Genomic DNA, 22,264 nt, shown 5'->3' with positions numbered 1-22,264 from the left:
CCCATTCGTCACGCCGTCCGGAGGGGGCGGCTAACGTTGCGGGGTGGCTAGTCACGATCCGGGCACGAACCCTGGACCCGATGCGTCGGCCTCCATGCAGACCCCCTTACCCACGCCCCAGCCGCCGTCCCGAGCCCGCGACGACGGGCCCGTCCCACCGCCTCGGCGGCTGCTCGACGCGGCCGCCGGCCCCCTCCACCCCGTGGCCCGCGAGACGCTCCGGGCAGCGGTCGAGGTCGGCTGGGCGGACCCCGACCGGCTGCACGCCGAGGGACGCCGGGCGCGTGCCCTGCTCGACCGTTCGCGCGAGGTGCTGGCCGCGGGCCTGGGGGTGCGACCGGCCGAGGTGAGCTTCCTGCCCAGCGGCCCCGCCGCCCTGGCCCGGGCGGTCGACGGGCTGGCGTATGCCGGCCGCCGGCGTGGTGCGCGCACCGTGGCCTCCGCGGTCGAGCACTCCGCGGTGCTCGTTCCTGCTCGCGCGAGGGCGGCCGCGGCTGACGACCGGTCACTGCTCGACGAGGTGGCCGTGGACGGTGCCGGGCGCGTGGACCTCGGGGCCTGGCGGGACGCGGTGGCCGCCCCCGGGACGGTGGTGGCGGCCCTGCAGAGCGCCAACGGCGAGGTGGGCACGCGCCAGCCGCTGGGCGCGGCTCGGGATCTCGCCGCAGCACACGGCGTACCCCTCGTCGTCGACGCCATGGCGGGCCTGGGCCGCGACGACGTTCCTGTCGACTGGGACGTGCTCGTCGGTGATGCCCGGTCGTGGGGCGGACCTCCCCTCGGCCTGCTCGTCGTGCGTGAGGGCGTGCGGTGGCAGTGGGCCGACGCCCGCGCCGACGTGGAGCACGGCCGAGCCGAGGTCACCCCCTGGGTGCCGCTGGCACTGGCTGCGGCCGAGGCCTGGCAGCAGAGCGCCTCGACCCGCTCCGAGGACGAGCGCACGACGCGCTCCCTCGTCGCACGGATCCGCGCCGCCGCGGCCGAGGTGCCCGATACCGAGGTCGTCGGCGACCCGGAGGACCGGCTGCCGCACGTGGTGACCTTCTCCAGCCTCTACGTCGACGGCGAGGCCGTGGTCGGGGCCTTCGACCGCGCCGGTTTCGCCGTCGCGAGCGGGTCGGCGTGCACCTCCAGCACCCTCGAGCCCAGCCACGTCCTCGCCGCCATGGGCGTGCTGACCCACGGCAACGTCCGCGTCACCCTGCCACTGCCCGCCGCCTCCCCCGCCGTCGCGGACGACGTCGAGGCCTTCACGGCCGCTCTGGCGCCCACCGTCGCGGCCGTGCGGGCCGAGCTGGGCGTGGCGGGCCTGTGACGGCCGAGACGGTGCTCGATGCCCGCGGCGAGCGCTGCCCGCTGCCGGTCATCCGCCTGGCCACGCTCGTGCGCGAGAGCCCGGACGTGGCTGTGGTCGTGCTGCTCGCAACCGATCCCGCGGCGGCTCACGACGTGCCCGCCTGGTGTCGGATGCGGGGGCACCGCTACGTCGGCGCGCGCCCGCAGGCCGACCACACGGCATACGTCGTCGAGGTGGTCAGGCCCAACACGGTGGCAGCGGGGCACTGAGCACGGTCGGCAGGACCGCGAGGTACTCCTCGCGCGGCACCTCCCGCACGCCGAGCGTGGCCAGGTGCGGCGTCTGCCACTGGACGTCGACGAGGCGCCGCGGGTCCCCGTCGGCCAGGAGCAGGTCGCGCAGGCCCACGAGGGCCACCTTGGAGGCGTCGCGCTCGTGGTGGAACATCGACTCACCGGCGAAGAGACCGCCGATCGCGACGCCGTAGAGCCCACCGACGAGCCGGCCGTCCTGCCACGCCTCGACGGAGTGCGCCCACCCGGCCTCGTGCAGCTCGACGTAGGCTTCGATGACCGACGGGGTGATCCATCGGCCGTCCCGGTCGGGGGCCGCGCACGCCTCGACGACGCCGAGGAAGTCGGTGTCGACCCGGACCTCGAAGTGCGGCAGCGCCTTGCGCAGCGAGCGGCTCACCCTCAGCTCACGGGGGCGCAGCACGCCCCGCGGGTCGGGCGACCACCACCCGATCGGCTCGGCCCCGTGGTCACCGATGCCCATCGGGAACACGCCGACGGAGTACGCCTCGTAGAGCGTCGCCACCTCCAGGTCGGCGCCGATGCCCACCAGGTCCTCGCCGGCCGGCACGCGGTCGAGCCCGAAGTCCCAGGAGGTCGACGGTGGTGGCGTGGGCACGGCCGTGGCGTCAGGGGCGGGGGCAGGAGATGTGGGGCTCGATCTCGTCCGCGCAGTCCTGGCCGTACGCCTCGGCCATCCTCTCGAGGAAGCGCTTCTTGCCGAGGGCGTACTCCTGCGTGCCGACCGTCTCGATGACGTAGGTGGCCAGCATCGAGCCGAGCTCCGCGCAGCGCTGGACCGGCAGCTGCACGGCGAGCCCGGTGAGGAAGCCGGCGCGGAAGGCGTCACCGACACCCGTCGGGTCGGCCCGGCGCACCTCGCGGGCCACCTTGACCTCGACCGGCTCCTCGCCGCGGACCCGGACGGTGACGCCGTCCTTGCCGCGGGTCTTGACCTGCACCCGGACGCGCTCGGCGAGCTCGTCCTCGCTCCAGCCGGTCTTCTGGCAGGCGAGGTGGCTCTCGTACTCGTTCGTGAAGAGGTACTCGGCACCGTCGATGAGGCGCTCGATCGTCGGGCCGTCGCAGAAGGCGAGCTGCTGCGACGGGTCGGCGGCGAACGGGATGCCCCGGGAGCGGCACTCGTCGGTGTGGCGCAGCATCGCCTCGGGGTCGTTGGCGCCGATGACGACGAGGTCGAGGCCGCCGACGCGCTGGGCCACCGGGGCCAGCTCGATGTCGCGGGCCTCGGTCATGGCGCCGGCGTAGAAGGTGGCGATCTGGGCCATGTCACGGTCGGTCGTGCAGATGAACCGGGCGGTGTGCTGCGACTCGGAGTAGTGCACGGCGTCGCAGTCGACGCCGTGTCGCTCGAGCCAGCTGCGGTAGTCGGTGAAGTCCTCCCCGACGGCGCCGACGAGCAGCGGTCGCTGGCCGAGGTTGGCCATGCCGAAGGCGATGTTGGCGGCCACCCCTCCGCGACGCACCTGAAGGTCCGAGGTGAGGAACGACAGGGAGATCTTGTCGAGCTGCTCGACGACGAGCGAGTCGGCGAAGAGACCGTCGAAGGTCATCAGGTGGTCGGTGGCAATGGAACCGGTGATCGCGATCTGCACGGGACGAACCTACCCGGCCCGGGGGTCGCCCCGACCATCGCGCGACGATCGCGCGACCACCCGCCCTCGCCGCCCGGGTATGCGGAAGGGCCCGACCGTGGCGGTCGGGCCCTTCCGTCAGGTGCTGCCTGCAGGCGAGCGGCGCGGGCCGCTCAGCTGAAGGAGTCGCCGCACGCGCAGCTGCTGCCGGCGTTGGGGTTGTCGATCGTGAAGCCCTGCTTCTCGATCGTGTCGGCGAAGTCGATCGTGGCGCCCTCCAGGTAGGGGGAGCTCATCCGGTCGACGACGACCTCGACACCGTCGAAATCGCGGACGAGGTCGCCGTCGAGGCTGCGCTCGTCGAAGTAGAGCTGGTAGATCAGGCCGGAGCAGCCGCCGGGCTGCACGCCCACGCGCAGGCGCAGGTCGTCACGGCCCTCCTGCTCGAGCAGGCTCTTGACCTTCGAGGCCGCGACGTCCGTCAGGACGACGCCGTGGGCGGGAGCCTCGGTCTGGGCTCCCGTCTGAGCCTCGGCGGGAGATGCGTTCGTCTCGACACTCATGTGTTGGTCCTTCACGTCGTGGAGCACGGGTCTGGAGTGACAACCCGTGCAGCGCCGGATGTGTTCCCGGGCGCCTTCCCACCATACGTCCGGCACGAGGGCAAAGAGTGCAGCTCCCCCACCGGAGGCGCCCCGCTGCTCAGGAGGCGGACGAGGGCGACCACGTCCGGGCGACCCTGGCGGTGCGGTCGGAGAGCCGGGCGGCGGGGTCGGCAAGCGCGGCGGCCACCTGGTCGGGACGCTCCGCGACGGCATACACGCCCGACAGGCCGGCAGACATGGACTCGCGGCGGCCGACGAGCGACTGACCGGGGACGGCGACGACCGGGACCCCGACGCGTGCCGCCGCCTCGGCCACCCCCACGACGACCTTGCCGCGCAGCGACTGCCAGTCGAAGGTGCCCTCCCCCGTGACCACGAGGTCGGCGGAGGCGACGAGGTCGGTGAAGCCGACGGCGTCGAGCACCGCCTCGACGCCCGAGACCCGCCGGGCCCCGAGCAGGTGCAGGGCGTAGCCCAGACCGCCGGCCGCGCCGGCGCCGGGCTCCCGCTCGGGCTTCAGGAGCGCTCCGGTGAGCAGGTCCTTCGCGGGCGGCCGCACCCGGGCGACGACGCTCGCGAAGTGGCCGAGCGCGTTCTCGAGCCGCTGGGCGTCCTCCTCGGAGGCTCCCTTCTGCGGCCCGAAGACGGCGCTCGCACCCTTGAGGCCGAGCATCGGCGAGTCCACGTCGCTCGCGATGACCAGGTCGATTCCGCGCAGGCGGTCCCGGGCGGCGTCGAGCCCGGCGACGTCCTCCGGGCCCGTCGCGCCGAGGGCGAGGCCGCCGCGGCCGAGCCGCTCGACGGGTCCGACCCCGAGGGCGGCGAGCAGACCGGCTCCCGCGTCGTTCGTGCCGGAGCCGCCGAGCCCTACGACGACGCGCCGGGCCCCGGCGTCCAGCGCGGCGAGCACGAGCGTGCCCACTCCCGTGGTCGTCGTCCGCGTCGGGTCCCGCTCGTCCAGGGCGAGCAGGTGCAGGCCCGAAGCCTGCGCCGACTCCACGTATGCCGTCCGCCCGCCGGCGCCGGTCGTCAGCAGGATCGAGCCGGGCACCTCGCGTCCGAGCGGGTCGGTGGTCACCACCGCGTGCACCTCGCCGGAGAGGGACTGGGCGAGGACGTCGACGAAGCCTGGGCCACCGTCGGAGAGCGGCATGAGCGTGAGCCGGTCGGTCGGGGCGCTTCGGCTCCAGCCCTCGGCGATGGCCGCAGCGGCCTGGCTCGCAGTCAGGGTGCCGGTGTAGCTGTCGGGGGCGATGATGACGTGCACGGGCGCATCCTCCCACTGGCGGTCCGGGCGGTCGGCGCGGCGGCATACGATCTGACCATGACCAGCGACACGGCCACGGCCGCGGCACCGGGCACGGCACCCGCTCCGCTCCCCCTCCTCGTGCTCGGCCACGGCAGCGACCTGCACACCGAGCGCGGCGTCGAGTGTCCGGGCGAGCTGCCCTCCCCCTCGGACCCCGACCTCGTCGAGCGCGCGCGGGCCGCCAAGGCCGCCCTCGGCGACCGTGTCTTCGTCCTCGGACACCACTACCAGCGCGACGAGGTCATCGAGTTCGCCGACGTCACCGGCGACTCGTTCAAGCTCGCCCGCGACGCCGCCGCGCGTCCCGACGCGCCGTTCATCGTCTTCTGCGGCGTTCACTTCATGGCGGAGTCGGCCGACATCCTCACGAGCGACGAGCAGACGGTCATCCTGCCCGACCTCGCCGCCGGCTGCTCCATGGCCGACATGGCCGCCATCGCCCAGGTCGAGGACTGCTGGGAGCAGCTGGCCGCCGCGGGTGTCGCCGAGGCGACCATCCCCGTGACCTACATGAACTCCTCCGCCGCCATCAAGGCGTTCACCGGCCGCCACGGCGGCACCATCTGCACCAGCTCCAACGCCGCCACGGCCCTCGAGTGGGCGTTCGAGCAGGTCGGCGGCGTGGACGGCACGGGCAAGGTGCTCTTCCTGCCCGACCAGCACCTCGGCCGCAACACCGCGGTGCGCGAGCTCGGCCTCTCCCTCGACGACTGCGTCATCTGGGACCCGCACCGGCCCAACGGGGGTCTCACCCGGGACCAGCTCGAACGGGCCCGGATGATCCTGTGGCGCGGGCACTGCTCCGTGCACGGACGCTTCTCCGTCGACGCGGTCGAGACCGCGCGTCGCGAGATCCCGGGCGTCAAGGTGATCGTGCACCCCGAGTGCCGCTACGAGGTCGTCGAGCTCGCCGACGAGGTGGGGTCGACCGAGAAGATCATCCAGACGATCGCCGCCGCACCGCCCGGCACCTCCTGGGTCGTCGGCACCGAGCTCAACCTCGTGCGACGGCTCGCCCGGCAGTTCCCCGACCAGCGCATCGCCTTCCTCGAGAAGAACGTCTGCTACTGCTCGACGATGAACCGCATCGACCTGCCGCACCTCGTCTGGGCCCTCGAGTCGCTCGTCGAGGGACGCGTGGTCAACCCGATCCGCGTCGACGCCACGGTGGCCGCCGAGGCCCGCGCGGCCCTCGACCGGATGCTCGCCCTGCCCGGCAAGACGCACAAGGACTGACCGGGTGGCGTACCCCGGTCGTCCACCGCGCGGCACGGAGCGCGTGGCCGTCGTCTCGGACGTCCACGGCAACGTCTCCGCGCTGCGGGCCGTGCTGGCCGACATCGAGGCCTGCGGCATCGGGCGAGTGGTCAACCTCGGCGATGTCGTCGGCAAGGGCCCGCGCGGCGCCGAGTCGGTCAAGCTCTGCCGCGAGGCGTGCGAGGCCACCGTCCGCGGCAACTGGGACACGTTCATCTCGGCGAAGGACCGACAGCCGTGGGAGCACGGCCAGTGGGTCCGCGACGAGCTCGGCGACGACGAGATCGCCTGGCTCTCCGGGCTGCCCAACACCTACGAGCTGGTCATGAGTGGGCGCCGCATCCGGCTGTTCCATGCCTCCCAGACGAGCGAGTTCCACCGCGTTCACGTCCGCCACACGCAGGAGCAGTTCCGCGGGATGTTCACCAACACGCAGTTCACGGGCGAGTTCACGGCAGGCGGTGCGTCGCCGGCGAGCGCTCCCGACGTCGTCGGCTACGGCGACATCCACAGCGCCTACCTCGAGGTCGACGAGGGCCTGACGCTCTTCAACGCTGGGGCCGTCGGCAACCACCTCGACGCCCCGAGCGCGCCCTACGCGATCCTCGAGGGAGTCCCGGACTTGCTCGAGCCGGCGCCGTTCTCGGTGTCGTTCCGCCGGGTGCCCTACGACATCGAGGCGGAGATCGCGGTCGCCCTCGAGCTCGGCATGCCGGAGGCCGACGCCTACGCTCTCGAGCTGCGCGACGGCATCTTCCGTGGGTCGGCACGCACGGCCGACTGACGCGTGGGGGTGGGGTGACGGCATACGGAAGCGCCCGGGGGCCGGTACGGCTCCCGGGCGCTCGCGTGCGTACGCGCTCGCCTCAGCGGGTGGGTCGCAGCGCTCCCAGCCGGGCGAGGAAGACGGCCTCGGCCACGCAGACCTTCTCGAACTCCCCGAGGTGCAGCGACTCGTTGGCGCCGTGGGCGCGGGTGTCGGGGTCCTCGACTCCGGTCACGATGATGGAGGCGTCGGGGAAGCGGGCCACGAAGTCGGAGATGAACGGGATGGACCCGCCGACGCCCATGTCGACCGGCTCGGTGCCCCAGGCGTCGGCGAAGGACGCGCGCGCCTCGTCGTAGATCGGGCCGTCGGCGTCGGCGGCGAAGCCAGAGCCGTGCTCCTCGAGCTCGACCGTGACCTTGGCGCCCCACGGGGCGTGCTCGAGCAGGTGCTGCTTGAGCAGCTCGAACGCCGCGGCCGGGTCCTGGGTCGGGGCCAGGCGCATCGAGACCTTGGCCGCGGCCTTGGCGGCCAGCGTGTTCGACGCCTTGTCGACCGACGTGACGTCCATGCCGATGGTCGTGATGGACGGCTTGTTCCACAGGCGGGTCAGGATCGAGCCGGTGCCGATGAGGTCGACGCCGTCGAGCAGCCCGGACTCCTCACGGAAGCGCGCCTCGTCGTAGTCGAGCTCGGCCGCGGTGCCCTCGTCGAGGCCTCCGACGGCGACGTCGCCCTTCTCGTCGTGGAGCGAGGACAACAGCCGGATCAGGGCCGTGACGGCGTCGGGCGCCGCGCCGCCGTACATCCCCGAGTGCACCGAGTGGTCGAGGGTCTGCACGCGCACCACCGCGCGCACACCGCCGCGCAGCGTCGTCGTGAGGGCCGGCTCGCCGATGGCCCAGTTGCCGGAGTCGGCGATGACGATGGCGTCGGCGGACAGGCGGTGCCCGTGCTTCTCGAGGATCTGGGGCAGGGAGGCCGAGCCGTACTCCTCCTCCCCCTCGACGAAGACGGTGACCCCGACGGGCAGGTTGCCGGCGTGGGCCCGCAGGGCCGCGACGTGCGCCATGACGCCGGCCTTGTCGTCGGCGGCGCCGCGACCGTAGAGCCGGCCGTCACGCTCGGTGGGCTCGAAGGGCGGGGTGTCCCAGTCGGCGTCGTCGCCGGGCGGCTGCACGTCGTGGTGGGCGTAGAGGGTGACGGTGGGCGCGCCCTCCGGTCCGTCGATGTGCCCGATGACGGCAGGGCGGCCGCCCTCGACGACGATCTCGACGTCGAGGCCCTCCCGGCGGAGCAGCTCGGCGACGGCCTCCGCGCTGCGGGCGACCTGGCTCTGGTCGAACGAGGACGCCGAGACACTGGGGATGCGCACCAGCGCCTCGAGGTCGGCGCGGACCTCTGGCATCAGGCCTGCCACACGGTCGCGGATCTGCTGGATCTGGTCGGGGGTGAGCACGTCGTCAGTCACCTGCCCGACCCTACCCACGAGCAGGCCGGTGCCGTCGCCGGTCTGATCACCCGCGTCGCGGGTCCGCCTTGGGTAGGTTCGCCGGGTGGGAGACAACACCTTCCTTGCGGGGCAGCAGCACTGGCTCGAGCGGCTCGGCAACCTGCGCAACGTCGTGCGCCAGGAGCTGGTGGCGCGCCAGCTGTCCGCCCACCTGTCCGCCCGGCCGCTCACGGTCCTCGACGTCGGGGCGGGCCAGGGCACCCAGGCACTGCGCCTCGCGCGGGCCGGCCACGTCGTGACGGCGGTGGAGCCGGACCCGCGCATGCGGGCCGTCTTCACCGAGGACGCCGCGGCCCTGGACGAGGAGGACCGCGCCCGGGTGTCGCTGGTGGACGCCGACCTCGCGGGGCTGTCGGACGCGACGCGCGGGACGGCATACGACGTCGTGCTCTGCCACGGGGTGCTGATGTACCTGCCCGAGAGCAGGGCCGCCGTGGCGGCGCTCGCGGCACGGCTCGCCCCCGGCGGGCTGCTCTCGATCGTCACCCGCAACGGCGACGCGATGGCCTGGCGCCCGGCCGTGCGGCACGACTGGCCGGCGGCGCAGGCGATGCTCGACGAGCAGCGCCGCGCGGCGCAGGAGGGGCGGGATGCCCTCTACCGCAACGAGATCGGGGTGGACGCCCGGGCGGACAGCCTCGCGTCGTTGCATCGCAACCTCGAAGCGGCCGGTCTGCACGTCGACGCGTGGTACGGCATCCGCGTCGCGAGCGACGACGTCCCGCTGGACGCCGCGACCCCAGGCCCCGAGGAGCTGTCGGTGCTGCTCGAGGTCGAGGAGCGTCTGGGCTCGACCGACCCGTACCGGGCGCTCGGGACGCTGGTGCACGTCCTCGCCCGCGCCCCACGCCGAACCCCGTAGGGCAGCGGCTGACGCGGGCGCTCGGGCGTGCTTGCATCGGGTGGTGGACGGAGACGACCGCGTCACCCAGGCCCTCGATGCCGTCCCCCGTGAGGCGTTCCTGCCACCCGGGGCACGCTCGCGGGCGCGGGACGACGTGGCGATCCTCATCGGGCAGGGGCAGACGTGCTCGCAGCCGAGCACCGTCTCGGCGATGCTGCACCTGCTCGACGTGCGACCGGGCCAACGCGTGCTGGACATCGGTTCCGGCTCGGGGTGGACCACGGCCCTGCTCGCGCACCTGACCGGCTCCGGTGGCAGGGTGCTCGGTGTCGAGCTGGAGCCCGAGCTCGTCCGCTGGGGCGCTGCCAATCTCGCTCGCTGCCGTATGCCGTGGGCCTCCATCCGCCCGGCCCTGCCGGGTGTGCTCGGCGACCCCGACCACGGCCCGTGGGACCGCATCCTGGTCTCCGCCGCAGCGCCTGCGCTTCCGCAGTCGCTCGTAGACCAGCTCGTCGAGCGCGGCCGGATGGTGGTGCCGGTCGCCGGGACGCTGACCCTGGTCGTGCGCGAAGGCGGCTCGTTGACCACCAGCTCGCACGGGCACTACCGCTTCGTGCCCCTTCGCGGCGTTCCGCCCGGCGGCTGAGGGCCGGGCAGCCGCGACGGCCTTGCGCGATGCGGGGCCTGGGCGCCCTTCGGCTTAGAGTGTCCCCGTGTTCGGACGCAAGAAGACCCTCAACGACGAGCTCGCCCCCACGGCGCCGGCCGACCCGGCCCGCCCGGGCGCGAAGAACCGGCCCACGCCCAAGCGGCGCGAGCAGGAGGCCCTCAACAAGCGTCCGCTCATCGTGACCGACCGCAAGGCGGCCGGCGCGCGCGACAAGACCGCGCGCCGCGAGGCGATGGCCAAGCAGCGCGCCGGCATGATGACCGGCGACGAGCGCTACCTGCCCGCCCGCGACAAGGGCCCGCGCCGGCGCTTCATCCGCGACTCGGTCGACTCCCGGTGGAACATCGGCGAGTTCATGCTCCCCGTCATGCTCATCGTGCTGCTGCTCAGCTTCGTGCGCCAGAGCTGGGCCCTGCTGCTCGTCTTCGTCCTGGTCTACGGCCTCATCCTCGTGGCCATCGGCGACGCCCTGCTGATGTGGCGCCGCACCCGACGCAAGATCGAGGACAAGTTCGGCTCGGCCGAGCGCGGCGACGCGTGGTACGCGATCATGCGCGCCTTCCAGATGCGGCGCACCCGGATGCCGAAGCCGCAGGTCGACCGCGGCCAGCGCCCCGCCTGACGGTCCGCCTCAAGCCGCCCAGACACACGCCCCGGACGCCGGGCAGCCCCCTGCAGGGCTGCCCGGCGTCCGACGTCTGCCGCGCGGTCAGGCCTGCAGGTCGGCGAACGCGAGCGGTGCCCGCGTGACGGCATACGTCGCGAAGTAGAGCTTGTCGACCGATCCGTCCGCGGCCCGCACGACCTCGAGCAGCTCGCCGCGCTCGCGGCCGTCCACGGCTCGGAAGCGGTCGGTGCCGTCGGCGGCGTACCGCGTCTCGGACAGCGGGTCGTCGTCGGCGAGGCGCGACCACAGCTGCCCGTCACGGACGAAGAACGTGATCGGCGAGCCCTCGGACCACCAGAGGCCGAGGAGGGGCTCGAACTCGGGCCGGGGCGCTTCGGGGACCCACGCGGCCGCGAGCGACGGCTCGGCGTCGAGGACCGCCTCCACGAGGTCGGTGGCGAGCTTCAGCGTCAGCGCACCCGACGTGGCGTTGGCGAACACGACCGCCCCGACGCCCTCCTTTCGGCGCACTCGCAGGCCGGTCAGGAAGCCCGGCATCGCGCCGCCGTGGCCGACGTAGACCCGGTCGCCGCGGCGGCCCATGCCGAAGCCCAGGCCGTAGGCGCCGCTCCACCAGTCGACGTCGGTCATGATGATCGGCCGGCACATCTCCTCGACCGTCTCGGGCCGGACCACCCGGTCGTCGGGTGCGGCGACATAGGCGGCGTAACGGCTCAGGTCGGCGACCGTCGACCAGAGCCCACCGAAGGGAGCCGTCGCGCCCAGGGGGAAGAGCGGCTCCTCGCGGACCGTCCCGGCGTAGGGGTCGACCTGGTAGCCGAGAGCCCGGTCGTCGGCGGGTGTCAGGCCGGTGCGCGTCATGCCGAGCGGGTCGATCACGCGTTCGCGCACGACGTCCTCCCAGTCGCCCCCGGCGACCCGCTCGACCACCTGGCCCAGCAGCCCGTAGGCGAGGTTGGAGTAGTGGAACGCGTGGTGCGGCGGGAGCACCTGCTCGGCCTGCTCGACCCCCGCGAGGAACTCCTCGCGCTCCGGGGCGGTGAGGCTCTCCCAGATGTTGCCGACCGGCTCACGCTGCAAGCCCGAGGCGTGGGCCAGCATCTGCCGCAAGGGGACCCGGGCGTGCCGGGTGCCGGGCAGGTAGGTGTCCAGGGTGTCGTCGAGCGAGAGCAGACCCTCGTCTCGCAGCGACATGACGGCCAGGGCCGTGAACGTCTTGGTGACCGAGCCGATCATGAACTGCGTGTCGTCGTCGGCGGGCACGGTCTCGGCCCCGAGCCGAGCGGAGCCGACGTGCGCCGACCAGACGAGGTGACCGTCGCGGACCACGCCGACGCTCACGCCGGGGGCGCGCCACGAGCGTTGCGCGGCCACGACGCGACCGAGGAGGTCGCGCTCCAGCCCGTCCGACAGCGTCTCGCTGGAAGAGGCGGTCACTCCGCTGCCCTCAGGCTCATCGGGCCGTAGACGACGGTGTCGCCCTCGCGCAGGGTCACGGCCTCCACCCCCGCCTCGAGCAGCTCGCGCCACGACTCCCCGAGGTAGCTCTCGGCGTCGCTCTGCGTGGGAAAGCCCGCGGTCGCGAGCCCCTCCCCCTGCATCGGGTTGCCGTGGGCGTCGAGGAACAGCCAGGACCAGTCAGCGCTCATGCCCGCCACCCTAGTTGGCGGCCCGTTTGACGCGGCGAGGGCTCGCGTGCGACGGTTCGCCCTACCGAAGGACGATGGGGCAAGCCGGTGGGAATCCGGCGCTGACCCGCAACCGTTACTCCGCCCCGTGCCGCCTGCCGGCTCGGGCGGACAGCCGGAAAACCCACGTCCGAACGGCTCCTTTGTCAGTCTGTCGTGGAATGCGGACCGGAGTCACCCCGCCGGGCCGGCTCCAGCCAGCGACCCGACATGGTGTCCGACCGCGAGGAGGGAACCATGTCCACCATTCGTCGCGCCCCCATCCGGGTGCTGCTCGCCGCCGTCGTCGCGGCCTGCCTCTCTGCCCTCACGCTGGCGCCGGCCCAGGCCGCCGCCTACCGCTACTGGGGCTTCTTCCAGCTCGAGAAGGGCACCTGGGCCTACGCCCAGAAGGGCCCGGACCAGACGGTCCCCAAGGACGGCGCCGTCGACGGCTGGCGGTTCGCCGTCGCCGACGAGTCGGCGACCCGCTTCCCGCGCGCCGAGCTCACGTTCGACCAGCTGTGCGGCACGACGCCGGCCCAGAGCGGCAAGAAGCGGGTGGGTCTCGTCCTCGACTTCGGCCGTCCCGCGGACGCCCCGGAGGGCGCCACCCCGCCGCAGCCCAAGGCGTCGTGCGCCGTCGTGCCCACCGACGCGACCAGCGCGGCCGTCCTTGCGACGGCCGGCGACGTGCGCGCCGAGAAGGGCCTGGTCTGTGGCGTCGACGGCTACCCCGCGAGTGACTGCGGAGGCGCGGTGAAGGACGTCAGCGCCGCGGCGAAGGCCAAGGACGAGCCGGTCACCATCGCCGCACCGTCCGCAGCCTCGTCGGCGGGCGCGTCGCCCGGCGCGCCCGCCTCGTCGAAGGCCTCGGACGTGGCATCGGCGCCGACGTCGGGCACCTCCGGCGGGACGGTCGCGGCATACGTCGTCGTGGCGCTCCTGCTGCTCGCCCTCGTCGCCTACCTGCTCGTGCGCTCACGTAGCCGCCGGAACGTCTGAGAGGCGGCGTCAGCGTGCACCCGCGCCGTGCGAGGCTCCAGCACCCCGCAGCCTGGTGGCTGTGGGGGCTGGGCCTTGCCACGGCGGCGTCGCGCACGACCAACCCGCTGCTGCTGGTGCTGGTCATCGGCGTGTGCGTCCTCGTGGTCAGCGAGCGCCGGGACCCGGCCACACCCAACCCCCTGCCGGCCTTCCTGGCGATCGGCGGGGTCGTCATCGCCTTCCGGGTCGTCGTGACGGCCGTACTCGGCAACGGCGTCACGGGCACCACGGTGGTCGTGACGCTGCCGAGCGTGCCGCTGCCGGAGTGGGCCGCCGGCATCCGCCTCGGCGGGCCGGTGACGCTCGAGTCCCTGCTGTATGCCGCCTACGACGCCCTGCGCCTGGCTGCCGTCCTCGCGTGCCTCGGCGCCGCGAACGCCCTCGCGAGCCCGCGACGACTGCTGCGCTACCTGCCGGCGACGCTCTACGACGTCGGCACCGCCGTGGTCGTCGGGCTCACCTTCGCGCCCCAGCTGCTCTCCGACGCCCGGGAGGTCCGCGCGGCCCGCACGCTGCGTGGCCGCGACGGCCGAGGGCTGCGTGAGATGGGGCGCCTCGCGGTCCCCGTGCTCGAGACCGCCTTCGAGCGCTCCCTCGGTCTCGCCGCCTCCATGGAGTCGCGTGGATACGGTCGTGCGGTGACCTCGACCGCGACCAGCCGTCGCACCGCCACCGGACTGGCCCTCGCCGGCCTGGTCGGCGTCCTCGCCGGGCTCTACGGGCTGCTCGACGCGTCCGCCGGCGGCGTCCTCGGGCTGCCGGTGCTCGTGCTCGGCATGCTCCTCGCCGCGGCGAGCCTGCTCGTGGGCGCCTCCCGCGACCCGCGGTCGGGACATCGACGCGACCGCTGGACGTGGACCGAGACCGTCACCGCGCTCGCCGGGACACTCCCGGCTGCGGTGCTCGTCGTGGCGTCGGCCCGCGGCTGGTCGGGCGTCACCCCGAGCCAGCAGGCGCAGCTGCCCGCGGTCCCCCTGCTCGCCGTCCTCGCCTTGCTCGTCGCGGCCGTCCCCGCCTGGGTCACGCCGCCCCCCAGGGAGGCCACCGCATGATCACCTTCGAGCACGTGTCGGTGCAGTATGCCGGCGCCCCGGCTCCCAGCCTGCACGACGTCACCCTCGAGATCCCCGAGGGCGAGCTCGTCCTCGTCGTCGGGCCCACCGGCAGTGGCAAGTCGACGCTGCTGCGCACCATCAACGGCCTCGTCCCCCACTTCAGCGGCGGCACGCTCACCGGACGCGTCAGCGTCGACGGGCTCGACACCGCGGAGCACCGTCCTCGCGACCTGGCCACCGTAGTCGGGCTCGTCGAGCAGAACCCCTCGTCCACCTTCGTCACCGACGTCGTCGAGGACGAGGTCGCGTACGGCATGGAGACGATGGGGCTGGACCCCACGACGATCCGCCGACGGGTCGAGGAGACGCTCGACCTGTTCGGCCTCACCCCGCTTCGTGCCCGGTCGCTGCGGGCCCTGTCGGGGGGCCAGCAGCAGCGCGTGGCCATCGCGGCGATGTTCGCGGCCGGGTCGCGAGTGCTCGTCCTCGACGAGCCGACCTCCGCGCTGGACCCGGTGGCGGCCGAGGAGGTGCTCGCGTCACTGCACCGCATCGTGCACGACCTCGGGGTCACGGTCGTGCTCGCCGAGCACCGGCTCGAGCGCGTCGTGCACCACGCCGACCGCGTCCTGCTCATCGACGCGGGCCACGTGTCCGAGCTGCTCGACCCTGCCGAGGCCATGCTGCGCTCGCAGATCTACCCGCCCGTCGTGGGCCTCTCCCGGCTCGCCGGGTGGTCGCCCACCCCCCTGTCGATCCGCGACGCCCGGCGCCGGGCCGCGACGCTGCGCGAGGCGCTCGTCGACACCGCTCCCAGCGCCGTGACCGACCGCCGGGCCACCGGGCCGGGCGATGCCCTCAGCCTGACCGGCGTGCGCGTGTCGCGCGGGAGCCGGGTCGTGCTCGAGGGCCTGGACCTGGCGGTCGCCCGCGGCTCGGTGACGATGCTGATGGGCCGCAACGGCGCCGGCAAGTCGACGCTGCTCGGTGCGGTCGCCGCCCAGCACGGGCTCGCCGGGGGCAGCGTGCGCGTCGGGGCGACGCGGCGCGACCCGCACGCGCTGTCCGCCCGCGAGCGCATCCACGCCGTCGGGCTGGTGCCACAGCAGCCGGAGCTGCTCCTCTACACCGACTCCGTTGCTGCCGAGTGCGAGGCGGCCGACGCAGACTTCGGCGCGACTCCGGGCACGGCGTGGGCCCTGCTCGACCGCATCTCCGGCGGCATCTCCCCCGACACCCATCCGCGGGACCTCTCCGAGGGGCAGCGCCTCGAGCTCGCGCTCGCCGTCATCCTGGCCGGGTCGCCCGAGCTCCTCCTCCTCGACGAGCCCACCCGCGGGCTGGACTACGGCGCGAAGAAGCGGCTCGGGGAGGTGCTCACCGGCCTCGCCGAGCGAGGCACCACGGTCGTGCTGGCGACCCACGACGTCGAGCTGGCCGCCGAGGTGGCCGACCGCGTGGTCATCCTCGCCGACGGCGAGGTCGTGACCGACGGCCCCGCACGCGAGGTGCTCGCGTCGTCACCGGCCTTCGCCCCCCAGGTGACGAAGGTGCTGCTGCCCCAGACGTGGCTGACCGTCGCCGAGGTCGCAGGCGCCCTGGCGAGGATCGCATGACCGGCCGGCGGGTCATCCCGCTGCGCTGGCCGGCCGCAGCGGCCGTGTGCCTGGCCGGCCTCGTCGGCCTGGTCGCCTTCACCTGGCCCTTCTTCGTCAGCAGCGACGTCGCGCGCGACCACGGCCACGACGCCCCCTGGTTCTTCGCCGTCCTGCTCGGCCTGCTCGCCGTCGTCTGCCTCGCCGAGGTGACGGCCGGCCGGCTCGAGCCCAAGACCATCGCCGTGCTCGGGGTGGCCGCCGCAGCCGGCGGTGGGCTGCGCCTGCTCAGCGCCGGCACCGCAGGTCTCGAGCCGATGTTCTTCGTCGTCATCGTCGCCGGCTGCGTCCTCGGACCCGGCGTCGGCTTCGTCGCCGGCGCGCTCGCCGTCACCACGGGGGCACTGCTGACGGGTGGGGTCGGACCCTGGCTGCCCTTCCAGATGATCTGCGCCGGCGGCATCGGGCTCGGCGCCGGGCTGCTGCCGGTACGGGCCGGGAGCCGCGCCGAGCGATGGGTCCTCGCCGCCTACGCCCTCGTGACGGGGCTGGCCTTCGGGGCCTTCATGAACCTGTGGTTCTGGCCGTTCGTCGGCGCCGGCGGACCGGCCGGGATGAGCTTCGTGCCGGGCGCCCCGCTGTCGGAGAACCTGGCGCACTACGCCGTCTTCTACCTGGCCACCTCGCTCGGCTGGGACCTTCCCCGTGGCGTGCTCAACGCCCTGCTGGTCCTGCTCGCCGGGCCGGCGCTGCTGCGGGTCTTCCGCCGCGGTGCCCGGCGCGCGGCGTTCGGCGTGCCGGTGCACTTCGAGCCCACGGTCCCGACAGGCACCTCGGCCACCTCGCCCACCTCGGCCACCCCGACCGACGCTGCCGCTTCCGCCGCCTCTGTGGCCTCGACGCCCTCGGACTCCACGGGCTCCACCGCCTCCACAGCCCACACGGAGTCGCGAGGCCTGGCATGAGCCGGCACGAGGTCTCAGGCCTGCCCGGCACCGCCCGGGCGTGGACCACGACGCTCGTGACCGGCCCGGTCCGCAGCGGCAAGAGCCGGCACGCCGAGGACCTGCTCTCCCACCGGTCGGGCGTCACCTACGTCGCGACCGGGCAGCCGGTTGCCGACTCCGGCACGTCGGGGCCTGCAGGACCGGACGATGCGGAGTGGCGTCGCCGGGTCGAGGGTCACCGGCAGCGCCGCCCGTCCTCGTGGCGGACGCTCGAGACCACCGACGTGGCCGGCGCCGTCTCCGCCGCGACAGGGCCCGTCCTCGTGGACTGCCTGGGCACCTGGCTCACCGCCGTGGTCGACGAAGTGGGCTGGGACGACCTCGAGGCAGCTGCGGCGGCCGTCCGGCAGGAGGAGGACCGCCTGGTCGAGTCCCTCTGCGCGGCAACGCTGCCCGTCGTGGTGGTCACGAACGAGGTCGGCTGGTCACTCGTGCCGACGACGGCTTCGGGCCGGTTCTTCCAGGACGAGCTCGGGCGCCTCAACGCCCGCGTCTCCTCGGTGGCGCGCCACGTGCACCTCGTCGTCGCCGGCCGCGTCCTCGACCTCAGCGACTCGCCCGTCGTCCCCGTCGTCCCCGTCGTGCCCATCACGCCCGGTGACCCCGACGTTCGAGGCGAGACCCGCGACCACGCGTCCGGCACGCGCGATGCGTGACGCCTGGCGCTTCGCCGTCGGCACGTTCACGGCGCTGCCGGTCCGTGCGCCGGAGCACGTCGACCGTCGTGTCACGGGTCTCGCCATGCTGCTCGCACCGGCGACGACCGTGGGCGCCGGTCTCGCCTGGGTCGTGCTCGCCCTCGTCGTGGGCACGGGCCTGCTGCCTGCGGCAGTCGCAGCCACCCTCGCGCTGACCGTGACCACACTGCAGTCCCGGGCCCTGCACCTCGACGGCCTCGCCGACCTGGCCGACGGCCTGACGTCCGGCCACGACCGGGAGCGCTCCCTCGCGGTGATGCGGCGGGGCGACACCGGACCGGCCGGGGCCGCCGCCCTCGTGCTGGTGCTGCTCCTCGACGCCGCCTGCCTCACGACCCTTCTGCGTGACCCCGTGGGGACCGCGCTGGCGGTCGTGGCGCTCGCCGCAAGCCGGCTCGCGTGCGCCGTGTGCGCGCGGGACGGCATACCCCCCGCTCGTCCGGAGGGTCTCGGCCAAGGGGTGGCCGGCACGGTCGGCCGCGCCCAGCTGGTCGCTGCGTCGGTCGGCGTGGCGACCCTTGCGGCCCTTGCCGGCCTGCTCGCGGCCCACCTGGCGCGCCACGGCTCGAGCACCTGGTGGCTCGGCGCGGCCCTGTCCGCGGCGGTCGTGGTGGCCGCGGTGGGTGGCGCGCTCGCGACGCGCCGCCATGCCGTGCGCCGCCTCGGCGGTATCACCGGCGACGTCATCGGTGCAGCCATCGAGGTGTCCCTGGCCGTGGGCCTCGTCGCGGCCACGATCGCGCTGTCGCTCGCCTGAGCGGCGAGCCAGAGGCCGAGCGTCGGCCCCGGCGCGGCCTGCGCGCCGGGGCCGCTCGTCGATCAGGCCTGGCGGGTCTGCACCTGCACGAACGGCGGCTTGACCACCGTCGCCGGCAGCGTCCGGCCGCGCACGTCGATCTCGACCGTCGCCCCGTCGGCGATGCCCGGGGCGAGCAGCGCCAGGGCAATGCCCTGCTTCAGCGTGGGAGAGAACGTGCCGGAGGTGACCTCGCCCGCGGCGGCGCCCTCGAAGGACACGGTGCAGTGGGCCCGCGGGATGCCGCGTCCCGTGACGAGCAGGCCGCGCATCAGACGCGTCGGGTCGGCGCGCTCGGACTCCAGCGCCGGCTTGCCCCAGAAGGTGTCCTTCTTCCAGCCGACGGCCCAACCGGCCCGCGCCTGCACGGGCGAGATCTGCAGCGAGAGGTCCTGGCCGTGGAGGGGGTAGCCCATCTCGGTCCGCAGGGTGTCGCGGGCGCCCAGCCCGCAGGGCTTGCCGTCGAAGGGGGTCATCGCCTCGAGGAGGGCGTCCCAGAGCGCCGGCGCGTCGTCCCAGCGCGGGACGAGCTCGTAGCCGCGCTCGCCGGTGTAGCCGGTGCGGCACACGATGACGGGCCGGCCCTGCCAGTCGGCCTCGACGAAGGACATGTAGTCGTGCCCGGTGGGCAGCCCGAGCGACTGCAGCACCTCGTCGCTCTCCCGCCCCTGGACGGCGATGACGCCGTAGTCGCGGTGCAGGTTGGTGACGGTGATGCCCTCCGGCGCGGCTGCCTGCAGACGGCGGACGACCTCGGCCGTGTTGGCGGCGTTGGGGATGAGGAAGACGTCGTCGTCGGACTTCAGGTAGACGATGAGGTCGTCGACGACACCGCCCGACTCGTCGCAGCAGAGGGTGTACTGCGCCGAGCCCGGCTGGATGCGGCGCACGTCGTTGGTGAAGCAGGAGTTGACGAAGTCGGCGGCCCCCGGACCGGTCACCGACGCCTTGCCGAGGTGGCTGACGTCGAAGACCCCCACGCGCTCGCGCACCGCGGTGTGCTCGGCGACGACGCCGCCGCCGGGGTACTCGATCGGCATGTCCCAGCCGCCGAAGTCGGCCATCTTGGCGCCGAGGGCGACGTGGCGGTCGTGCAGGGGTGAGGTCAGCGGGGAGGTCGTCCCCGACGTCGCTGTCGTCATGGGCGTCAACCTACCGCCACCGGGTATGCCGTCCGCGCTCGTTACTATCGAACGCTGCCACTCGCACCACCCGCCCCGAGGACGCGCTGCGACGTGCGCCCGGAAGCACCTGACACCAAAGGAGTCCTTCGTGGCCAACCTCACCATCTCGAACCGCTCGGCGGCCGACACCGCAGCCGACGCCCTCGTCGTCGCGCTGGTCGCCGCCGACCCGTCCGGGGAGGGCACCGCCGCCCTGGCGCCCGGTCACGACCTCCCCCGCAAGGCGCTCTCGCACCTGACCTCGGTCGTCGCCGACCTCGGACTCGCAGGCAAGGTCGGCGAGGTCACCACCCTCGCCGCCGTGCCCGACGTCTCCGCGCGTCTCGTCGTGCTGGCCGGCATCGGCCAGCTGAAGGCCGACTCCACGCCGGACCCGACGGCTCTCGAGGACGTGCGCAAGGGGATCGGTGCGGCGATCCGGTCGCTCAGCAAGAAGGAGAAGGTCGCCGTCGTCGTGCCGGGCACGTCGGTCGAGCTCGTGTCGGCCGTGGCCGACGGTGCGGCGCTCGGGGCATACGCCGTCTCCAAGGCCGGCACGACGAGCACCGACGCCGTCGAGACGGTCACCCTGGTCGGGCCGGCCGACTCGACCTCGCGCAAGGTGGTCAAGCGGGCCGCTGCCATCGGTGAGGCGGTCGCCTACACCCGCGACCTCGTCAACCTGCCCCCGAACCTGCTCTACCCCGAGACGTTCGTGGACTCCCTCGCCGAGAAGTTCAAGGGCACCAAGGTCAAGCTCAAGTCCTACGACATGAAGGCGCTGCGCGCGGGCGGCTTCGGCGGGACGGTCGGCGTCGGCCAGGGCTCGGCCAATGACCCGCGGATCGCCGTCCTCAGCTACAGCCCGTCCCGCCCGAAGGCCTCGATCGCCTTCGTCGGCAAGGGAATCACCTTCGACTCCGGCGGCCTGTGCATCAAGCCGGCGAACGGCATGCTGACGATGAAGTGCGACCTGGCCGGTGCCGCTGCCGTCGCCGGTGCCGTCCTCGCCATCGCCGAGCTCGGCCTGCCCATTGCCATCACCGGCTACCTCGGCCTCGCCGAGAACATGCCGAGCGCCACGGCGCAGCGCCCCAGCGACGTCGTGACGATGCGCGGCGGCAAGACGGTCGAGGTGCTCAACACCGACGCCGAGGGCCGCATGGTCCTCGGCGACTGCATCGCCCTGGCCTCCGAGTCCTCGCCCGACGCCATCGTCGACATCGCGACGCTCACCGGGGCCCAGGTCGTGGCACTCGCCAACACCGCTGCCGTGATGGGCAACGACGACGCGTTCCGCACCCGGGTGCTCGACGCGGCCACGGCCGTCGGCGAGGCGATGTGGCCGATGCCGCTCCCGAAGGAGCTGCGACCGGCCCTCGAGTCGATCAACGCCGACATCGCCCACAAGGGCGGGGCCGAGGGCGGCATGCTCACGGCCGGGATCTTCCTCAACGAGTTCGTCGGCGAGGGCATCCCGTGGAGCCACCTCGACATCGCCGGGCCCGCCTTCAACGACAAGGCGCCCACCGGCTACTGGCCCAAGGGCGGCACCGGCTTCGGCGTGCGCACCCTGGTCGGGCTCGCCGAGTCCTACGTCTGAGGACCCCCGTACGCCGAGAGGCCACGTTCCCGCCGGAACGTGGCCTCTCGTGTGTGCGGCCTGCCGTCAGCCGCCGGACTTGCGGCGGAACATCTGCTGCGCCTTGGCCGGGCCGTGGCCGCCGCCGTGCACCTTGGTGCGGTCGTGGTCGTCGGAGACGTCCTTGCCGCCGTGGGCGTGCTTCTTGTCGAGGGCGGCCCGGAACTTGGCCTTCATCTCCTCGCTCGGTCCGCTGGGCGCATCGTCCTGCTTCGCCATGTCGAGAACCTCCTGTGTCGCTGTGGCGCCGTATCCGGCCGGAGTGGACATGCCCGACCCTGTCAGCGAACGTCGCCGCGGTCCACTCGTTTGCCCCGAGCCGTATGCCGTGTCGTGGCGGTGTCGTGCTGGTGTCGTGGCGGCGTCGCGGTCAGGCGTCTCCCTGGCGCCGACGCTTGTTCCACTCTCTCATCCGGTTGGGGTAGCCGGTCTGGTTGACGTCGTAGACGGGGATGCCGAGTCGCTGGCTGACCTCGAAGCCCTCCTTCGGCGAGCCCACCGCGCGGCGGGTCCACTCGCCGTCCCAGGCGATGAGCACGATGGTCGTCGTCGTGACGCTCGTGGCGGGCTCGACGTAGGCCTCGACCCCGAGGTGCGAGTCGACGAAGGAACGCAGGTGCTGCTCGACCGCCTTGCGGTCGATCTGCATCCTCGGCCCGTCGGAGCGGACGGCACGGCCCGCTCCGGTGCGCCCCCCGCGCCGTGAGAACCAGCCCATGGCGGCACTGTACGTGCTGGAGCCGTGCACCGGGCCGGAGCACGCCGGCAGCCGTGACCTGCCTGTGACGTCCTTCGCGATCAATGACAAGATGCTCTT

The 22,264-nt window shown here is 73.6% G+C and carries 24 protein-coding genes and 1 riboswitch; of the genes, 14 read left to right on the top strand and 10 right to left on the bottom strand.

The genetic code is table 11. The features are described from left to right. The first annotated feature begins 94 nt into the window (after nt 1–94). Together AB0316_RS07405 and AB0316_RS07400 are read left to right on the top strand one after the other, a co-directional pair. Nucleotides 95–1,315, top strand: a complete 1,221-nt coding sequence (locus AB0316_RS07405) for an aminotransferase class V-fold PLP-dependent enzyme (RefSeq protein WP_366271846.1) — start codon at nt 95–97, stop codon at nt 1,313–1,315. Then, nucleotides 1,312–1,566, top strand: a complete 255-nt coding sequence (locus AB0316_RS07400; RefSeq protein ID WP_366271845.1) for a sulfurtransferase TusA family protein — start codon at nt 1,312–1,314, stop codon at nt 1,564–1,566. Before AB0316_RS07405 ends, AB0316_RS07400 begins: the two co-directional genes overlap by 4 nt. On the opposite strand, the gene aat is transcribed toward AB0316_RS07400, so the two are convergent. The 4 genes from aat to AB0316_RS07380 all read right to left on the bottom strand — a co-directional run bounded on the left by aat (nt 1,535) and on the right by AB0316_RS07380 (nt 5,057). Then, entirely contained in the window at nt 1,535–2,209 is a 675-nt protein-coding gene (gene aat, locus AB0316_RS07395; RefSeq protein ID WP_366271843.1) for a leucyl/phenylalanyl-tRNA--protein transferase, read from the bottom strand. The two genes, AB0316_RS07400 and aat, sit on opposite strands and share 32 nt — an antisense overlap. 10 nt (nt 2,210–2,219) lie before the next feature. After that, entirely contained in the window at nt 2,220–3,206 is a 987-nt protein-coding gene (locus AB0316_RS07390; protein WP_366271842.1) for a carbohydrate kinase family protein, read from the bottom strand. A gap of 152 nt (nt 3,207–3,358) precedes the next feature. Continuing rightward, nucleotides 3,359–3,748, bottom strand: coding sequence for an iron-sulfur cluster insertion protein ErpA (gene erpA, locus AB0316_RS07385; protein WP_366271840.1), 390 nt, complete (start codon nt 3,746–3,748; stop codon nt 3,359–3,361). A 139-nt stretch (nt 3,749–3,887) separates the two neighbouring features. Next, on the bottom strand, nt 3,888–5,057 hold the full coding sequence (locus AB0316_RS07380; RefSeq protein WP_366271838.1) for a glycerate kinase: 1,170 nt from the start codon (nt 5,055–5,057) through the stop codon (nt 3,888–3,890). Nucleotides 5,058–5,114: 57 nt separating this feature from the next. Between AB0316_RS07380 and nadA the strand changes: the two genes are divergently transcribed. Both nadA and AB0316_RS07370 read left to right on the top strand, forming a co-directional pair. Beyond that, nucleotides 5,115–6,335 carry a quinolinate synthase NadA gene (gene nadA, locus AB0316_RS07375; RefSeq protein ID WP_366271836.1) on the top strand — a complete coding sequence of 407 codons (1,221 nt, stop codon included), beginning with the start codon at nt 5,115–5,117 and terminating at the stop codon, nt 6,333–6,335. 4 nt (nt 6,336–6,339) lie between these two features. After that, a complete protein-coding gene (locus AB0316_RS07370) occupies nt 6,340–7,140 on the top strand; it encodes a metallophosphoesterase family protein (RefSeq protein ID WP_366271834.1) in 801 nt (266 codons plus the stop codon). A gap of 82 nt (nt 7,141–7,222) precedes the next feature. Here AB0316_RS07370 and AB0316_RS07365 read toward each other — a convergent pair whose 3' ends face one another. Continuing rightward, complete coding sequence (locus AB0316_RS07365) at nt 7,223–8,593, bottom strand: dipeptidase (RefSeq protein WP_366271833.1); 1,371 nt, start codon at nt 8,591–8,593, stop codon at nt 7,223–7,225. Nucleotides 8,594–8,678: 85 nt separating this feature from the next. Between AB0316_RS07365 and AB0316_RS07360 the strand changes: the two genes are divergently transcribed. From AB0316_RS07360 to AB0316_RS07350, 3 genes are all read left to right on the top strand, one after another. After that, nucleotides 8,679–9,497 carry a methyltransferase domain-containing protein gene (locus AB0316_RS07360; RefSeq protein WP_366271831.1) on the top strand — a complete coding sequence of 273 codons (819 nt, stop codon included), beginning with the start codon at nt 8,679–8,681 and terminating at the stop codon, nt 9,495–9,497. A gap of 43 nt (nt 9,498–9,540) precedes the next feature. Next, nucleotides 9,541–10,125, top strand: a complete 585-nt coding sequence (locus AB0316_RS07355; RefSeq protein ID WP_366271829.1) for a protein-L-isoaspartate O-methyltransferase — start codon at nt 9,541–9,543, stop codon at nt 10,123–10,125. Nucleotides 10,126–10,192: 67 nt separating this feature from the next. After that, on the top strand, nt 10,193–10,771 hold the full coding sequence (locus AB0316_RS07350; RefSeq protein ID WP_366271828.1) for a DUF3043 domain-containing protein: 579 nt from the start codon (nt 10,193–10,195) through the stop codon (nt 10,769–10,771). A gap of 87 nt (nt 10,772–10,858) precedes the next feature. On the opposite strand, the gene AB0316_RS07345 is transcribed toward AB0316_RS07350, so the two are convergent. Both AB0316_RS07345 and AB0316_RS07340 read right to left on the bottom strand, forming a co-directional pair. After that, entirely contained in the window at nt 10,859–12,214 is a 1,356-nt protein-coding gene (locus tag AB0316_RS07345; RefSeq protein ID WP_366271826.1) for a serine hydrolase domain-containing protein, read from the bottom strand. Next, nucleotides 12,211–12,426: a hypothetical protein gene (locus AB0316_RS07340; protein WP_366271825.1), complete on the bottom strand. Its 216-nt coding sequence runs from the start codon at nt 12,424–12,426 to the stop codon at nt 12,211–12,213. The genes AB0316_RS07345 and AB0316_RS07340 overlap by 4 nt, the downstream gene beginning before the upstream one ends. A gap of 34 nt (nt 12,427–12,460) precedes the next feature. Then, a riboswitch (cobalamin riboswitch) is annotated at nt 12,461–12,612 on the top strand. Nucleotides 12,613–12,702: 90 nt separating this feature from the next. Between AB0316_RS07340 and AB0316_RS07335 the strand changes: the two genes are divergently transcribed. Genes AB0316_RS07335 through AB0316_RS07310 form a run of 6 tightly spaced genes read left to right on the top strand, consistent with a single transcriptional unit; the run spans nt 12,703 to nt 18,603 of the window. Continuing rightward, nucleotides 12,703–13,449, top strand: a complete 747-nt coding sequence (locus AB0316_RS07335; protein WP_366271823.1) for an SCO2322 family protein — start codon at nt 12,703–12,705, stop codon at nt 13,447–13,449. 14 nt (nt 13,450–13,463) lie between these two features. Then, complete coding sequence (locus tag AB0316_RS07330; protein ID WP_366271822.1) at nt 13,464–14,543, top strand: energy-coupling factor transporter transmembrane component T; 1,080 nt, start codon at nt 13,464–13,466, stop codon at nt 14,541–14,543. Continuing rightward, nucleotides 14,540–16,162 carry an ATP-binding cassette domain-containing protein gene (locus tag AB0316_RS07325; RefSeq protein WP_366271820.1) on the top strand — a complete coding sequence of 541 codons (1,623 nt, stop codon included), beginning with the start codon at nt 14,540–14,542 and terminating at the stop codon, nt 16,160–16,162. Before AB0316_RS07330 ends, AB0316_RS07325 begins: the two co-directional genes overlap by 4 nt. After that, the gene (locus AB0316_RS07320; protein ID WP_366271818.1) at nt 16,159–17,106 is read left to right on the top strand and encodes an ECF transporter S component; all 948 of its coding nucleotides are present in this window, start codon (nt 16,159–16,161) and stop codon (nt 17,104–17,106) included. Before AB0316_RS07325 ends, AB0316_RS07320 begins: the two co-directional genes overlap by 4 nt. Next, on the top strand, nt 17,103–17,804 hold the full coding sequence (locus AB0316_RS07315; RefSeq protein WP_366271817.1) for a bifunctional adenosylcobinamide kinase/adenosylcobinamide-phosphate guanylyltransferase: 702 nt from the start codon (nt 17,103–17,105) through the stop codon (nt 17,802–17,804). Before AB0316_RS07320 ends, AB0316_RS07315 begins: the two co-directional genes overlap by 4 nt. After that, complete coding sequence (locus tag AB0316_RS07310; RefSeq protein ID WP_366271815.1) at nt 17,797–18,603, top strand: adenosylcobinamide-GDP ribazoletransferase; 807 nt, start codon at nt 17,797–17,799, stop codon at nt 18,601–18,603. Before AB0316_RS07315 ends, AB0316_RS07310 begins: the two co-directional genes overlap by 8 nt. Nucleotides 18,604–18,665: 62 nt before the next feature. Here AB0316_RS07310 and gcvT read toward each other — a convergent pair whose 3' ends face one another. After that, nucleotides 18,666–19,784, bottom strand: a complete 1,119-nt coding sequence (gene gcvT, locus AB0316_RS07305) for a glycine cleavage system aminomethyltransferase GcvT (protein ID WP_366271813.1) — start codon at nt 19,782–19,784, stop codon at nt 18,666–18,668. A gap of 130 nt (nt 19,785–19,914) precedes the next feature. Here gcvT and AB0316_RS07300 point away from each other — a divergent pair, with 130 nt between their 5' ends. Next, entirely contained in the window at nt 19,915–21,408 is a 1,494-nt protein-coding gene (locus tag AB0316_RS07300; protein ID WP_366271811.1) for a leucyl aminopeptidase, read from the top strand. A 66-nt stretch (nt 21,409–21,474) separates the two neighbouring features. Here AB0316_RS07300 and AB0316_RS07295 read toward each other — a convergent pair whose 3' ends face one another. Both AB0316_RS07295 and AB0316_RS07290 read right to left on the bottom strand, forming a co-directional pair. Further along, the gene (locus tag AB0316_RS07295; protein ID WP_366271810.1) at nt 21,475–21,666 is read right to left on the bottom strand and encodes a DUF5302 domain-containing protein; all 192 of its coding nucleotides are present in this window, start codon (nt 21,664–21,666) and stop codon (nt 21,475–21,477) included. A 151-nt stretch (nt 21,667–21,817) separates the two neighbouring features. Further along, complete coding sequence (locus AB0316_RS07290) at nt 21,818–22,165, bottom strand: hypothetical protein (RefSeq protein ID WP_366271808.1); 348 nt, start codon at nt 22,163–22,165, stop codon at nt 21,818–21,820. Between the last annotated feature and the right edge of the window lie 99 nt (nt 22,166–22,264).

This window comes from Terrabacter sp. NPDC080008, from assembly GCF_040702505.1.
Classification (GTDB): domain Bacteria; phylum Actinomycetota; class Actinomycetes; order Actinomycetales; family Dermatophilaceae; genus Terrabacter.
The sequence above is the reverse complement of the archived record's forward strand: the minus strand, read 5'-3'. Positions and strand labels throughout refer to the sequence as shown.